This is a genomic window from Marinobacter sp. ST-43, assembly GCF_030541085.1.
Lineage (GTDB): Bacteria > Pseudomonadota > Gammaproteobacteria > Pseudomonadales > Oleiphilaceae > Marinobacter > Marinobacter nauticus.
Genome location: NZ_JASSVO010000008.1, coordinates 64430 through 79066, shown reverse-complemented (window position 1 = coordinate 79066; position 14637 = coordinate 64430). Strand labels below are relative to the sequence as shown.

The window sequence follows — 14637 nt, the reverse complement described above, 5'->3', positions numbered from 1 at the left end:
AAGCTGCACCTCGGGTTTCAGGGGTTGAAGAGAGATTACGAATGACACGATACACGCCCAAATTTCAGGAAGAATACAGTGCCAAGTTACCGGCTCTGACGTTATTGACCAACCTCGGGTGGTCGTTCCTCTCTCCTGAACTCGCGTTAGCCGCCCGTGGTGGCAAGGCCGATGAGGTGGTTTTACGCCAGGTGCTGCGCAGTGAGCTTCAAAAGCGCACTTTCACCTTTGCAGGTAAAAGCTACCCGCTATCTGAAAAGGCCATTGATAACCTGATTGCCGAGGTGTGCAGCCCAGCGCTTAACGAAGGCTTGTTAACTGCCAATGAGCGCTTGTACAACCATTTGTTGTATGGCATCTCTGTAACTGAGTTTGTGGATGGCAAAAAGGCTAGCCCAACGGTTGCCCTAATTGATTGGCAGAACCCGGCTAATAACAGTTTTGTATTCACCGAAGAGTTTACGGTTACCCGTTCGGGTGGTGTAGAAAATCGCAGACCCGACATTGTCTGCTTTGTGAACGGTATTCCTCTGGTTGTGATTGAAGCCAAGCGCCCAGATGGCAATGCGAAAAAGGGCCCCACCATTGACGAAGGCATTTCGCAAAGCCTGCGTAACCAGCGCCATGACGAAATCCCGTTACTGTTTGCCTATAGCCAGATGCTGCTTTCCATAAACGGCAACGAAGGCCGTTATGGTACCTGTGGCACGCCTTCTAAGTTCTGGGCCGCCTGGCGTGAAGAAGACATCACCGATGCCGAAATGTACGCCATCAAAAACAAAACGCTCAAAGAAGAACAGTTGGCAGGCTTATTCAGCCACCGCCCAGCAAAAGACCTGGATTGGTACCAAAGCCTGACCGCAGCGGGGGAGCTTGCAGTGACTGGCCAGGATCAACTGCTGATCAGCCTGTTAAGCCCCACCCGGTTGTTGGAAATGACCCGCTACTTCACTTTGTTCGATAAAAAGGCTGGCAAAATTGTCGCCCGTTATCAGCAGGTATTTGGCATTAAGCGGCTGATTGAACGCATCAACACCCGTAGCGTGACCGGAGGCCGTGAAGGCGGTGTGATTTGGCATACCACAGGTTCGGGTAAGTCATTCACTATGGTGTTTTTAAGCAAAGCGCTGATCCTGCACGAAAGCCTGAAGCAGTGCCGCATTGTGGTGGTGACTGACCGGGTAGATCTGGAAGCCCAACTCAGTAAAACATTTGCTTCCGGCGGCGAGCTGGCCGGTAAGAAAGACAAAGAAGCAGCGATGGCCACCTCTGGCAAACGTCTGGCTGAACAGATTGGTAAAGGCACGGAGCGAATTATCTTTTCACTGATCCAGAAGTTTAATACCGCTACCAAAATGCCAGAGTGTGTAAACAACACTTCTGACATCATTGTGCTGATTGACGAGGGCCACCGCAGCCAAGGCGGCGAAAACCATATTCGTATGAAGCAGGCTCTGCCTAATGCTGCCTTTGTCGCCTTCACCGGCACACCACTGTTAAAAGACGACAAGACCACCAATAAGTTTGGCCCCATTGTGCATGCTTACACTATGCAGCGCGCCGTAGAAGACCAAACTGTTACGCCGCTGCTGTACGAAGAGCGCATTCCCGATCTGGATGTGAATGAACGCGCCATCGACAGTTGGTTTGAGCGTATTACCGAAGGGCTTTCAGACGAGCAAAAGGCCGACCTAAAGCGCAAGTTTGCCAAGAAAGGCCAAGTATACGGTGCGGATGACCGCATTCGTTTGATTGCCCTGGATATTGCCAACCATTTCGTAAAGAACATCGACGAAGGTTTGAAAGGCCAGTTAGCCTGCGACAGTAAGGCCACTGCGATCAAGTACAAAAAGTATCTCGACGAAGCTGGCTTGCTTGAATCTGCCGTGGTGATGAGCCCGCCGGATAGCCGCGAAGGCAATACCGCCGTCGATGAGGCCACCACACCCGAAGTGACCCAGTGGTGGAAAGACAATGTTGGCAGTCAGGATGAACAGGCCTATACAAAACACCTTATTGAACGCTTCGACAAAGATGATTCACTGAAGATACTCATCGTGGTTGATAAGCTGCTCACCGGCTTTGATGAGCCGAAAAACGCGGTGCTGTATATCGACAAACCCTTGAAAGAGCACAACCTGATTCAGGCGATTGCACGGGTAAACCGGCTGCACCCTAATAAGAAGTTTGGTTTACTTATCGACTATCGCGGCATTCTTGCGGAACTGGATACCACTATTCAGAAATACCAGGATCTGGCTTCCCGCACTCAGGGCGGTTACGACATTAATGATATTGCCGGCCTCTACAACCAGATGAGTACCGAGTACAAGCGCCTGCCACAGCTGTATAAACAGTTGTGGGCCATATTCGATGGTGTGAAAAACAAGAACGACATCGAGCAATTGCGTCAGGTGCTGGTTCCAAAGATTGAAGAGCGTGGCGGAGAGCCCTCAGCGGGTGTTGCTGGAGAGCTGGTTGACGTGCACCTGAAAGTGCGAGAAGACTTCTACGAAGCCCTGACGGCCTTCGCCAGCTGCTTGAAGGTAGCGTTGCAATCCGCCACTTTCTTTGAAGACAAGAGCTTTAGCGACCAGGATCGCCGCCACTACAAAGAAACGGTGAAGCAATTCTCCAGCCTGCGCCAACTTGTACAGCAAGATGCCGGTGAGAAGATTGATTACGACGAATACGCCGAACAAGTGAAAAAGCTGCTGGACAAGCATGTGGTGGGTGTCGAGGTTAAAGAACCCGGTGGCGTGTATGAAGTGGGCAAGATGGGGCAAAAGCAACAGCCGGAAGACTGGAGCGAAGATAAAACCCGCAACGAAACCGACATCATCAAAACCCGTGTGACCCGCATGATTGAACAAGAGCTACGGGATGACCCTTATGCTCAGGAAGCGTTCTCAAAACTGCTGCGCCAAGCCATTGAAGAGGCCGAAAAGCTATTCGACCACCCACTGAAACAGTACATGCTGTTCCGTGAATTTGAAGAGCAAGTTCAAGACAGACGCCTGAACGACATACCCGATGCATTTGCTGGTAATCGCCACGCCCAGGCTTACTTTGGCGTCTTCAAAAAAGTTCTTCCTGAAGCTTTGGCTGTGCTGGACCAGCAAGTTCAGGATAAGTGGATCAAAGTTGCCTTTGAAATTGACCAAGCGGTAGAAAGCTCTGTCGCGGAGAATTCCATCAATCCACAGAACATCGAAGCTGACATTCGTAAAAAGCTACTGCCGCGCATGTTCCAGGAGTGCAAAGCGATTGGTGGGGGTATGGATCAGGCCAAGAAGATTGTTGAGATGATTGTTCAGATCACTCGGGTCGGGTTGAACGGTGCTTGAACGGGTATAACCAGATGAATGTGCCGATTAAACCTCAAAGTCAGACCATGAGCTTTCGCTACGGCGACGAGCAGATTACGTTTGAGCGAGTTACGCGCCCGCAGGCGACTGGCAAGGTGTTAATTAAGGTTCATCCCGATTGTCGGGTAATCGCATCGGCTCCTGAGGGGGCTGAGAGCGAAGCCGTGTTATCTGCTGTTAAAAAGCGTGGACGCTGGATATACGAGCAGCTTCGGGATTTCCGCAAACAGCTTGAATTCACCACACCACGGCAATACATCAGTGGTGAGAGCCATTACTATCTGGGAAAACAGTACCTGCTGAAAGTGATTGAAGCGCCTGAGCAGGTTCAAGGCGTGAAACTATTACGTGGCAAGTTGGAAGTTTCAGTAAGAACGAAGTCCGCTGACAAGGTTAAAGAGCTACTAACAGACTGGTACAAAGCGCGGGCCAAGGAAACCTTCGCCAAGCGCCTTGATGCGATGCTGGAACAAGCCCTTTGGGTAGAGGAACGACCACCGCTGCGCATACTGACCATGCAAACTCAATGGGGAAGCTGTTCACCCAATGGCCGAATCACCCTGAACCCTCACCTTGTTAAAGCGCCTCGTGAGTGCATTAATTATGTGATTTTGCACGAGCTTTGCCACATCGCCGAACATAACCACAGCGAGCGGTTCTATCGGTTAATGGGTCAGGTAATGCCGAAGTGGGAAATGACGAAAGAGCGATTGGATGGGATGGCTTCTGTCTATATTGAATGGTGATAAAAGAATGTCAAATGGAATACGAATGCAAAGCAAGGCGAAAATGCCTGAAGTTAAACCGTCAAGTTTATCAGACACTGAGTTAGCCGCCTGGCTATCTATACGCCACACAACAGAAAAGTCTGTTGTTTATGCATACGCTAAATACTTATTCAAAGTTTATGAACAAAGTGCTGAACCCTCCCAGTTAGTGGTTGGTGACTTAGGAAAGGCAACTGTATCAGTTCTCAAAAAGCTTTCTAAAGCTAATATGCTTAAACGCATAGAGCTTCCTTGTGACGAACTAGCAGAAAGCGAGACATCAAAGCCAGACTGGACGTTGCTAGATGCAAATGTAAAAGATATTAATGATCTTAAAAAAGCAAGGGATGAGCTATTTGGCCAAGGCCGAGGGAAAGCAATATCTCCTACCACGGCTTCTAAGGTATGGCATGACGCAGGGGGAAGATGTATGTACCGGGGATGCGGCCAGGATCTTGGAGCCACTCCCTTAACAACGAAAACTGCAAGGATTGCCTATTTGGCTCACATCATAGCTTCCGATCCCGATGGTCCAAGAGGGAATGGGAACTCTCATGCACTATCAGATACCCCAGAAAACATAATGCTCATGTGTGATGGTCATCATAGGCTGATAGATAGGATAGATGTAGCTGGTCATCCGGCATCTGATTTACAGCTGATGCGTGATGAACATGCGGCAAAAGTTAGTTTTTTACTGGATAGTTTGCGGTATCCCACCATACAACTTATAACTCTGCTGGCCGATTTAGCTCAAGTGCCAACAAATGTATCTAAATCAGAACTTTGCCGCTCAGCACTTAGCCGAAATCTTGGTCCACTTCCAGAAATCAAACACATGATCCGAAGAACCCAGCGAGACGATCGAAGTCGCCCAGGCTTTTGGGGACATTTTCTTCACGAGCATGAGTCAGACATAAGAGAGTTAATTAGTTTCACCAGTAACAAACCCTCTCAAAATTCATTTGTAAGACCTGACGTTCTTGGAATTTTCCCTCTTCACTTAGTTCCAGTTCTAGTTTTGGCAGGAAGGATTATCGGTGAAGCCAGGAATGTCGAAGTTTTCCAATATGATCGAGATCTAAAGACGTGGAATTGGCCAAATCCCCCCTCTACTTCAGATTCGCAATTTAATATATCACATGAACTCTGCAGTAGCTCTGGCATGGAAGAAGCAATTCTTTCTTTCGAACTAACGGCCGAACTGGATACCAGCGCTCTTCCCGAAGAGTTAAAACACTCTGTTAAAGAGAAAAATATAGGTTGGATTCGAATCACCAATACCGATCCAGGACCAACTTGCATTAATTCAAAATCACAATTAGACAACTTTTCAGCTCTTGCAAGACAAGCCATAAAGACGATTCAGGACTCATGGAGAGTCAAAGTGATACACGTTTTCGGCGTTTCACCAGCTAGTACAATTTTTAAATTTGGGCAAATGTTACAAGCAGGAAATCATTCAACATGCAGAGTCTACGATAGACCTGACGGTTCGAATATTTTTATTCCGGCCCTTGATATAACTGGCAATAGTGTAAAGTCAGTTGGTATGAAAAGTGACCAAGAGCATCAAATAGGCCTTAGATAGAGGATATAAAAGTGAAGAATACTAAATACTCAAATCTAGTAATCTCTGCGATAGAAAAACGTGACGCGCAGGTTCAGAAAACATTGCGAAAGTCCCTTTCCTTAGAAAGCTTTCAGGACTCAGGCTACATCCTTGAAGGGCTCGCTGAAGATATTCAGATGGTTAACGACCATATTAAAGTTGATGAAGAAGTTTTTGATGAAGCATCATCTGACTACGAAAAAATCGCCAACAAACTAGTTGAAAAACTAAATTGGCCAAATGATTCAATTCGCATAATTCCACAAGGTTCCGTGAGCACCAAAACTTTAATTAGATCCCCAGATAACTCAAAATTCGACATCGATGCGGTATGCTCAGTTGATTTATCTATGATTGAAGTAAATGAACCAATGGATTTTTATGAAAAGATTGGTTCTGCTCTTGCGACATGGAATGCCGAGCCCAAAAAAAGATGCTGGAAAGTCGATTTCCAAGGTCGTCGATACTATATAGAATTCACCCCTTCGACTCCTCTGGATAAAGTTCCTCAATCCAATTCAGGCCAAATCTCGTTTACACCAACAAATCGTTATAGAGATAAAGCATTAGCTGTTGTTGATACTCCAACCAAACAATGGAAGACATCAAACCCTGAAGGTTTTTCAAACTGGGTATCAGATCAATCAGCAAGACCATTACTTCAATGGCTTATTCAGAAATCAATTAGGGATAGCTACAGTGCGGAAAGTGTCACCCCTGTACCTGAGCAAGAGGTGAAAATATCTGACACTTTGCGTGTTGCAATTCGACTTCTTAAAAGACATCGAGACATGGCTGTTAGAAGGAATTTTGTAGAGCCAGAACTTAAACCAATCTCAATTATTATAGTTACCCTGCTGACTCAATGTTATGAGGGCTTAGCAGATAAGGGAGCTGTTTATACTCATCCAATAGAGCTACTAATTGACCTTGTTGAACTGATGCCACACATGGTCGAATTTATTGGAGACAAGTATTGGATTGCAAACCCAACAGTTGAAGGTGAAAATTTCGCAGAGAAATGGAATGAGAATCACAAATTAAAGCAGACTTTTGATATTTGGACAGGGCTACTTCTAGAAGACCTCAATTCGATTATGAGTGCCAATGATCATGTTTCTAGAAGGAAAATTATAAAAGAAGTATTTGGTTGTATATCTGCTCAAAGTCCTACCACACCAACGGAAGGTGGCGGTTTAGCTCCTAAACAGCCTACAAAGCCACACGTAGCCCCCCCTTCCAGAGGGTTAGCGTAATTGTCTGAAAGCATTAACTTATTTCTTAAGGATCATGCGTGCCTTCTAGATGAGATTGAATCAACTAATGGCATACGACGCTTCCCTATTTATTTGCCAGAATTGCCAGATGGACGGTCTATTGACGCAGCATGGTTAGATATTCCGCCCAATTTTTCAGGTGGGGCATTAGCGCGAGTATATCTTCCCAAGAAATATATATTGGAGATTCCACATATAGAGCATGATGGCCGCCTATGCATAGATGGCGACCCTGGCTCTATGAGCGGTGCTACGCCCGAGGAAAGAATCGATCAGATTATTGACCTATTTTATTCATCGTTCCTTGAGCCATGGTCAAAAGGGTTGCTAGACACTCACTTTTCCCAAGAAGCCATGAACTATTGGGAAATATACTGTTTAAAAAGGTTTAACCAAAACCAGCCAATAGTCAAAATATTTACAACAGATCAAGTACCTGAAATACCGAGGGTATATAAGTCAATATTCATAGAAAGTCGTAAGCTTGTAATAGTTGGCGATGATTCTCCTATTAAAACCCGTTACTCCAATTCACTTGGTAACGGAAGGACTATTTCAAAAGTTAAAATCGCTGAAATCCCGATTGCATTCACATTTACTCCAGACAACTGGCCAAAAAATATTAGCGATATCAGACGACTCGTTACAGCGAAGCTTGGATATTCCGAGGCGACGAAATTTTTTACGTCAATAGGTCGCCGCGGAAATGAACGTCATAAAGTCGTTATATTTAGAGCTCCAGGCTGCTCATTTGGCTATCTTTTACCCGGAGGACCTCCCTCCAAAGTAAAAGCAATAAACTCCACCAAGTCATTTCCTAGCAGCTGCCTTGTACCTCTGAAGGTTGAAAGATTAGATGTTGGCTGGACAACTGGAAGAGACCAACATCCTGAATATATAGCCAGACAACAGAAACATGTGTTAATTATTGGTGTGGGCGCTTTAGGCAGCCCCGTAGCGGAACAACTAGCTAAAGCAGGAGTTGGTAAACTGACATTAGTAGATGATGATAATCTATGTTCGGCCAATATCGGACGGCATGCTTTAGGAGCAAATTCGATTGGGTACTCCAAAGCACTGCAACTTGCCCAAAGTATTTCAGTTCGCTGGCCAAGCTGCAATGCTACTGGCATATCAATGACTATACATGAATGGCTGAAAAAGCATGGACTCAAAGATGTTGATGTGATTTTAGATCTTACTGGTGAGCCTGAAGTTAGGCAAATTGTAGAAAAAGAAAGAAAAAAGTATTCCACGGACTGTCTAATTGCATGGATGGAACCCTACGTAGCTGCCGCTCATGTATGCCTACTAAAGGCTGATACCTCATGGTTTACCGATAACATTGATAGACTGGATAGATTTAATGCCGTCGATTGGCCCGAAGAAGTTATCGCTAGAGAACCATCTTGTAGCAGTACATTTCAAAGTTATACATCCACGGCTGCTCTCCATGCAGTAGCTTTGACCACCGAAGCAGCACTTGAGCTCATAGATAATAAAGTTTTAAATTCAAGAATCCGGCATTGGATTCGAGGACAAAAGTATTTGGACAAACATTACCGCGGATTAAAGCTTAGAGATTGGGCAAGTTTTGCAAATGATGAAGATGGTGTAGTTAGAGAGCTAAATTTTGACTGAGAGATATTTTACTCTACCTAATGGTGCCGGGACATTGCAATTTACGAGCTCGGTTCTTGAGCACATCTATCGTTATGCTCAAGTCAATAGAAATGACAAAGAAGCTGGAGGTCAGCTTTTCAGCAAAAACCCTCATGAACGACTAGTCACAATCTCGATCGCAACTGGACCTAATCCTAACGATACGCGCTCAGCAAATCTCTTCAATCCAAATTTACGTCAATTAAATAACGATAGAAAGCGATTGTTTAATGATGGATTTCATGCAATCGGATTATGGCACACTCATCCCGAACCAATCCCTCATCCTTCAAATGATGATCGCATTACCACTTTAAAATATCTAGAAGCTTGCAATGGTGAGATGACTGGATTCATTCAGGTAATAGTTGGAAACAGGAAATCACCTGAAAGTTTAGGCATTTGGCTGGCTAGCACAGATAAAAATAACAGATGGGTAAAACTCAAAGAATCAAAAGATTAAGGAAAAAACATCACAAGATGTTAACAAATAACCAACCATTACCTAAAGTAAATCAGTTGCTAGCACATCTAAAGCATCTGCAATTTGATGTATTTTTGTGAGAGTGACATTCTGATCACCTCGCTCAATGTGTCCCATATAACTGCGGTCGATCCCAGCCAAATCGGCCAATGCTTCTTGCGACAGCCCTTTCTCTTTTCTTATCTGACGCACTCTTTCCCCAAATGCGACTAAACGTGGATCTTTCATGATTGCTCTGTTCAAAAAACAGAACTATCACCAAGTAGTGAATATATCACCACGGGATATATCGCTCATTTTCCGGTTTTTTGCGGTACGCTTAACCAATCATAAGGAAAAGGGGATGAGCGTATGTGGAGCAACAAGCAACAAAATCAACTGGAAAGAATACTGAATCACCCAGGACTTAGATTTAGAAAAGTCAGCAAATACAAGTACCTGCTCTATTACAAAGGCCGTCAATGGTACCTGTGGCCTCGGTCTGGGCGATACCAGAAGATCTCATCAAACGGTGCAGTATCAGCAATCTTCATGGGTGAACTATCAGATTTCTATCACCGATACCTAACTGAGGAACTTGATTTACCAGAAAATTTTGGCAAGACCTGGTCTAAAGATGATGAAGAGGTGCTGTACGACATGATTGAACTGGCCTGTACATGCAGGCAAATGGCCGAAGAGCTAAAACGCCACCCTGCTAGTGTCGCAACGAAACTGGCTAAGTATCTGGATAATGAGAGCCTTCAGAACCAGCTCACTGAAGATATGTATGATGTGCCTGTAAGAGAGCTGATTGACTGGAAAACCTGATGTCCATATAGCCACTACATAACCCGGTACGATAATCCGTGTCTATATAACCCGTACATCAGGGCCTTCCATGGTGTGCTCGTAATAGTCGGCGTGTTCCGGCACCATCACATTGAAGTGACGCTCCAGATCGCCACGTACGTCCGGGTCGGCGTTCTCATTGATGGCAAGAGAAGCGGAGGTATGCTGAATGAACAGATTCAGCAACCCCACTTCGCAGTTCGTCAGTTCCGGCGCCTGGGCCAGGATTTCGTTGGTCACCAGGTTAAATCCCCTGGGCAGCGGGGCCAGCTCAATAGTGTTCTGGTGCCAGATCATACGTGCTCCAACAGTCGGTTATTTCTGAAGTTCATCCCAGGGGTGTACCGGCACCACGGCTTCTTCCGACATCTCGCTCTCGAAGGAACTGCGGAAGTAGTCCATGGCCTTCTCGGCCTCACCCAACTCATCAAACCGCGCCACGTGGTAGATGGCCTCACCTTCGTTCACCAAGGGCAGGTTGTTCACACAGATGACGATCCCGGAACAGGGTGAAGTAATAGCCACTTCAGTCTCGCCAAAGGGATCGGCTACCATGGCCAGCCGCTGCCCTTTGCGGACCTTCTGGCCCAGCCTGGCCACCGGCCGCATGATACCGTCGATGTCTGCCCGCACCCACTGCGAATTGGCCGCCGTTTCCGAACGCTTTTTCGGCGCCTTGGGGCCTTTCTTGGCCGGCACCATTTCCAGTTCCCTCATTACCCGGATAATGCCCTTCACGCCGCTGGCAATGACGACATCGTCAAAGCGCAGGGCTTCGCCGCCTTCAAAAGTAATGACCGGAATATCCAGTGAATCGGCGTACGCACGCAGGCTGCCTTCGCGCAGACCGGCATTGATAATGATCGGCGCTCCAAAGGCTTCAGCCATGCGGGAAGTTTCCGGGTTTTTCAGCTCGGCGCGGATCTGCGGCAGGTTGAACCGGTGAATGGCGCCGGTATGCAGATCGATAATGTGGGTGACGCTTTCCATGATCTGGGTGCGCAACAGATAGGCAATACGCCCGCCCAGAGAACCACTCTCTGAGCCCGGGAAACAGCGGTTCAGATCCCGCCGGTCCGGCAGGTAGCGGGTACGCTGCACGAACCCGAAGATATTGACAATCGGGACCGCCACCAGGGTGCCCCTCAGGTGCCGCAGCGCGGAGTTCTTCAATACACGGCGGACGATTTCAACACCGTTGATCTCATCGCCGTGGATGGCGCCACAGACCATCAATACCGGGCCATCCCGGCGGCCGTGTACCACTTCCACCGGAATATGCAGCGGGGTATGGGTGTAGAGTTTTGCCACCGGGACTTCCACGGTCTCCCGGGTACCGGCTTTCACCTCTACGCCGGCAATCTCAAACGGAGCTCTGGCCATGCCTTCTTATCCCCTGCCCCGGGTTTTGGTTTTCCAGGGTTTATAGTTCTTTTCGGTCCAGTTGATGATCATGCCCGCCACGTTCTTCCCGGTGGCATTTTCAATACCCTCCAGGCCAGGCGAGGAATTCACTTCCATCACCAACGGACCTCGGCTGGAACGCAGCAGGTCCACGCCGGCGACGTTCAGGCCCATGGCTTTGGCGGCAGTAATGGCAGTTCGGCGCTCTTCCGGAGTAATTCTCACCAGCGAGGCGGTGCCACCGCGGTGCAGATTGGAGCGGAATTCGCCTTCAGCGCCCTGGCGTTTCATGGCAGCAATAACCTTGTCGCCGATCACAAAGCAGCGAATATCGGCGCCACCAGCTTCCTTGATGAACTCCTGCACCAGAATATCGGCTTTCAGGCCCATAAAGGCCTCGATCACGCTTTCTGCCGCCTTGCGGGTTTCCGCCAGCACCACGCCGATGCCCTGGGTGCCCTGCAGCAGCTTGATCACCACCGGAGCCCCCCCCACCATTTTCAGCAATTCCGGCACGTTGTCCGGTTTATTGGCAAAACCGGTCACCGGCATGCCGACACCTTTGCGGGCCAGCAACTGTAAAGAGCGCAGCTTGTCGCGCGAACGGGTAATGGCAACCGATTCATTCACCGGAAACACGCCCATCATCTCAAACTGCCTGAGCACCGCAGTGCCGTAAAACGTGACCGAGGCACCAATGCGGGGAATCACAACATCAAAATCTTCCAGCACCTCTTCGTGGTAGTGGATTTTCGGGTCGGCAGAGGTGATGTTCATGGAGCAGTGCAGGCAGTCGATGACCTTCACTTCGTGGCCACGGTTAATGCCTTCCTCCACCAGACGCCGGGTCGAATACAGGTGACGGTTTCGGGACAGTACCGCAATTTTCATAGTCAGGTCCTTGGTGCCGGCTCGCCGGCAAGATAAGAAGCTTCGGGGTAAATCGTTGAGCGTCCCGCCATGGCGGTGCGCCCAAGTAACATCCGGAACCGCATGGAGTCCCGGTTGGTCAGAGTCATTTCAATGGGCCAGCTCTGGTCGCCCAGGACCAGCGTGGTTTGAATCACCAGGCGTTGCTCCTTGTGGCCACCGGAATCCGATACCGTGCGCTCATCCAGCACCCGGGCATCGCATTCCACCACATGGTGCAGGTCGTTCTGAACCGGGTGCACCCAGAACTTCACACGACGTTCGCCGTTTTCGGTATAGGGCTCGGTTCGGAACGTGTGCAGACAGGATGTCCTGGCGCCAGTATCCACCTTGGCCTTGATACGCTGGATATCAAGATCAGGCAGCGCCACCCATTCCCGCCACCCCAGACTAACCTTGTTCTCCGCGGCTTTCGGGGGAGTGGTTTTAATGGCTTCAGGTTTTATTGTCGACATCCGGTAATTCCTTTTCTTGCTGTTGTCCCGACCCGACCAGCTGTATGCGGAAAGGTTCGGAATGACTGCCGGCGTAGACACTGGTGTGAGGAAACGGTATTTCAATACCAGCCCCGTCCAGTGCTTTCTTGATAGCGACCATCATGCCGCCTTTACCTTCCAGGAAATCCTCCCGGGCCACCCAGAAGGAAAACTGGAGATCCACAGACGAAGGCCCGAAACCGGTCACCAGCACAAATGGCCGGGGCTCTTCCAGGCAATGCGGATTGGTCTCCGCCAGCCCGAGCAACAGATCCCGCACCCGCTCCACATCTTCAGCGTAGGCGATACCGATCACCAAATCGATCCGCCGGATCGGAAACCGGGACCGGTTCACCACCCGGGTTTTGATCAGGGTTTCATTGGGGATACGCACATACAGGTTGTCCGGTGTTCTCAGCTTTACACTGAGCAGATCAATCGCCACCACCTCACCAATGGTGGCATCCGCTTCGATGACATCGCCTATCTCAAACGGACGCTCCATCACCAGAAACAGGCCACTGATGATGTTGGAAGCCGATGTCTGCGAAGCAAAGCCAATGGCTACCGTGAGAATACCGGCCGCCCCCAGCACCACTTCCAGTGAAAACCCGGCTTCCCGCAGCGCTGCGATAGCAAACAGCACGAAAATCACATAGAACACCAGGCGCCGGATGAGCACCTGGTGGTGCCGTGAAGTGCGGCTTTCGACCAGCCGCCCGACGCTCCGAGCCAGCATGGTACCCAGGAAGATACCCAGCACCAGCAAAAATCCCGCCGCCAGCCACTGCCCCCAGGCAATGCCACTGATCAATTGAATAAACGTAGCCTCAATAGCCTCAATCAACAGAGTTGCTCCTGATTCTGTCAGCCAAACATTCGGTCAAACGCCCGCACCAGGCGGCGCCCTTTGGCCAGCTTTTCCCGGGGCGGCGCCACCAGTTGGCATTGACCGGCACAGGCGGGTACCGACTGTTCAATATTCAGGCTGGCAGAGTTCATATCGGTTTCACACTCTACCGTGACACCCGGCGTCCACAGCTGTCCACGCTCGTTACGATAAAGGGCCAGCAATGGCGTGGGCAGGCTGAACCTTTCCAGCAGCAGTGCCTGCTCACGGCGATTGATGATGGTCACCGGAGTAACGGCCCGCCAGGGACGTTTCGGCACCGCCTCAAGTGCCAGACGACCAAACGTGGAGGAAGCGTAGCAAAGCTCGCCCTCCATGGTGTTACGGCCAAGCCAGGTCATGGAGGGCACGGCCAGCGGGATCTCGGTCAGCTCTGTTTGCCCATCGCCTACACACACTTTCATCCACAAGGATGTTCCCACGTAAAGCAAACAGCGCCCACCGGCAGGAATGGTTAAAGGCTGGAATGGCCGTATAACCGTGGGACGACAGCCCATAGCGGGGTTGAAGCGGACGATACCTTGATCATCCATACGCACAAAACGCTGCACCGGAATATCAGCGGATGGCACGGTATGGCCCAGGGTTTCCTGCCAATGCAGGGGATCGGAATGAATATCCAGCTTCTCCTCACGCACCTGCCACTCAAGATCCAGCAGGGTAATCCAGACCCGGGTATGTCCAAGCTGATGTTGCTGTGTCTGGCCGGATGCCAGTTGATAGGGGTGCGCCCAGACACCTTCGCGCTGGCTTTCGGTTTGCTCGGTCATGCCTGCGAAACGGCTCCTTGTTGTCAGCGTGATTCGGTGGCGGCTGGTTTTAACTATAATCCAATCCGGTAGTTGCAGCGAATATACAAGCCTATGATTTTTTGGGTTGTATTTACCCTTATATGCACCCGTCAACGACCTGGATG

Annotated in this window: 13 protein-coding genes and 1 pseudogene; 7 read left to right on the top strand and 7 right to left on the bottom strand. The window is 49.1% G+C overall.

The genetic code is table 11. The features are described from left to right. Nucleotides 1-41 precede the first annotated feature (41 nt). The 6 genes from QPL98_RS12005 to QPL98_RS11980 are packed head-to-tail and all read left to right on the top strand — an operon-like array spanning nucleotide 42 to nucleotide 9149. The gene (locus tag QPL98_RS12005) at nucleotides 42-3347 is read left to right on the top strand and encodes a type I restriction endonuclease subunit R (protein WP_303293330.1); all 3306 of its coding nucleotides are present in this window, start codon (nucleotides 42-44) and stop codon (nucleotides 3345-3347) included. 14 nt (nucleotides 3348-3361) lie between these two features. Continuing rightward, nucleotides 3362-4114, top strand: a complete 753-nt coding sequence (locus tag QPL98_RS12000; protein WP_303293329.1) for a M48 family metallopeptidase — start codon at nucleotides 3362-3364, stop codon at nucleotides 4112-4114. Further along, nucleotides 4083-5726: an SAVED domain-containing protein gene (locus tag QPL98_RS11995; RefSeq protein ID WP_303293328.1), complete on the top strand. Its 1644-nt coding sequence runs from the start codon at nucleotides 4083-4085 to the stop codon at nucleotides 5724-5726. The genes QPL98_RS12000 and QPL98_RS11995 overlap by 32 nt, the downstream gene beginning before the upstream one ends. 11 nt (nucleotides 5727-5737) lie before the next feature. Next, a complete protein-coding gene (locus tag QPL98_RS11990; protein ID WP_303293327.1) occupies nucleotides 5738-7003 on the top strand; it encodes a nucleotidyltransferase in 1266 nt (421 codons plus the stop codon). Continuing rightward, a complete protein-coding gene (locus tag QPL98_RS11985) occupies nucleotides 7004-8665 on the top strand; it encodes a ThiF family adenylyltransferase (protein ID WP_303293326.1) in 1662 nt (553 codons plus the stop codon). Continuing rightward, nucleotides 8658-9149 carry a Mov34/MPN/PAD-1 family protein gene (locus QPL98_RS11980; RefSeq protein WP_303293325.1) on the top strand — a complete coding sequence of 164 codons (492 nt, stop codon included), beginning with the start codon at nucleotides 8658-8660 and terminating at the stop codon, nucleotides 9147-9149. Before QPL98_RS11985 ends, QPL98_RS11980 begins: the two co-directional genes overlap by 8 nt. A 42-nt stretch (nucleotides 9150-9191) precedes the next feature. Here the strand turns inward: QPL98_RS11980 and QPL98_RS11975 are convergent, their stop codons facing one another. Continuing rightward, a complete protein-coding gene (locus tag QPL98_RS11975) occupies nucleotides 9192-9398 on the bottom strand; it encodes a helix-turn-helix domain-containing protein (RefSeq protein WP_303293324.1) in 207 nt (68 codons plus the stop codon). Between the two features lie 123 nt (nucleotides 9399-9521). Between QPL98_RS11975 and QPL98_RS11970 the strand changes: the two genes are divergently transcribed. After that, nucleotides 9522-9980 carry a hypothetical protein gene (locus QPL98_RS11970; protein WP_303293323.1) on the top strand — a complete coding sequence of 153 codons (459 nt, stop codon included), beginning with the start codon at nucleotides 9522-9524 and terminating at the stop codon, nucleotides 9978-9980. A gap of 57 nt (nucleotides 9981-10037) precedes the next feature. Here the strand turns inward: QPL98_RS11970 and QPL98_RS11965 are convergent. The 6 genes and pseudogenes from QPL98_RS11965 to QPL98_RS11940 form a co-directional block, all read right to left on the bottom strand. Further along, nucleotides 10038-10298, bottom strand: a pseudogene (locus tag QPL98_RS11965) (YjbQ family protein); the annotation flags it as partial. 18 nt (nucleotides 10299-10316) lie between these two features. Further along, nucleotides 10317-11384 carry a succinylglutamate desuccinylase/aspartoacylase family protein gene (locus QPL98_RS11960; protein ID WP_011785815.1) on the bottom strand — a complete coding sequence of 356 codons (1068 nt, stop codon included), beginning with the start codon at nucleotides 11382-11384 and terminating at the stop codon, nucleotides 10317-10319. 6 nt (nucleotides 11385-11390) lie between these two features. Further along, on the bottom strand, nucleotides 11391-12296 hold the full coding sequence (gene rimK / locus QPL98_RS11955; RefSeq protein ID WP_011785816.1) for a 30S ribosomal protein S6--L-glutamate ligase: 906 nt from the start codon (nucleotides 12294-12296) through the stop codon (nucleotides 11391-11393). A 2-nt stretch (nucleotides 12297-12298) separates the two neighbouring features. Then, the gene (locus QPL98_RS11950) at nucleotides 12299-12790 is read right to left on the bottom strand and encodes an ATP-dependent zinc protease (protein WP_141067731.1); all 492 of its coding nucleotides are present in this window, start codon (nucleotides 12788-12790) and stop codon (nucleotides 12299-12301) included. Continuing rightward, on the bottom strand, nucleotides 12771-13658 hold the full coding sequence (locus QPL98_RS11945) for a mechanosensitive ion channel family protein (RefSeq protein WP_226597600.1): 888 nt from the start codon (nucleotides 13656-13658) through the stop codon (nucleotides 12771-12773). Before QPL98_RS11945 ends, QPL98_RS11950 begins: the two co-directional genes overlap by 20 nt. Before the next feature lie 20 nt (nucleotides 13659-13678). Then, nucleotides 13679-14491, bottom strand: a complete 813-nt coding sequence (locus tag QPL98_RS11940) for a hypothetical protein (protein ID WP_014420707.1) — start codon at nucleotides 14489-14491, stop codon at nucleotides 13679-13681. Between the last annotated feature and the right edge of the window lie 146 nt (nucleotides 14492-14637).

Coding starts and splice junctions, on each gene's coding strand:
- QPL98_RS12005 (WP_303293330.1), top strand. CDS start 42: ATGACACGATACACGCCCAAATTTCAGGAAGAATACAGTGCCAAGTTA.
- QPL98_RS12000 (WP_303293329.1), top strand. CDS start 3,362: ATGAATGTGCCGATTAAACCTCAAAGTCAGACCATGAGCTTTCGCTAC.
- QPL98_RS11995 (WP_303293328.1), top strand. CDS start 4,083: ATGGGATGGCTTCTGTCTATATTGAATGGTGATAAAAGAATGTCAAAT.
- QPL98_RS11975 (WP_303293324.1), bottom strand. CDS start 9,398: ATGAAAGATCCACGTTTAGTCGCATTTGGGGAAAGAGTGCGTCAGATA.
- QPL98_RS11970 (WP_303293323.1), top strand. CDS start 9,522: ATGTGGAGCAACAAGCAACAAAATCAACTGGAAAGAATACTGAATCAC.
- QPL98_RS11960 (WP_011785815.1), bottom strand. CDS start 11,384: ATGGCCAGAGCTCCGTTTGAGATTGCCGGCGTAGAGGTGAAAGCCGGT.
- rimK (WP_011785816.1), bottom strand. CDS start 12,296: ATGAAAATTGCGGTACTGTCCCGAAACCGTCACCTGTATTCGACCCGG.
- QPL98_RS11950 (WP_141067731.1), bottom strand. CDS start 12,790: ATGTCGACAATAAAACCTGAAGCCATTAAAACCACTCCCCCGAAAGCC.
- QPL98_RS11940 (WP_014420707.1), bottom strand. CDS start 14,491: ATGACCGAGCAAACCGAAAGCCAGCGCGAAGGTGTCTGGGCGCACCCC.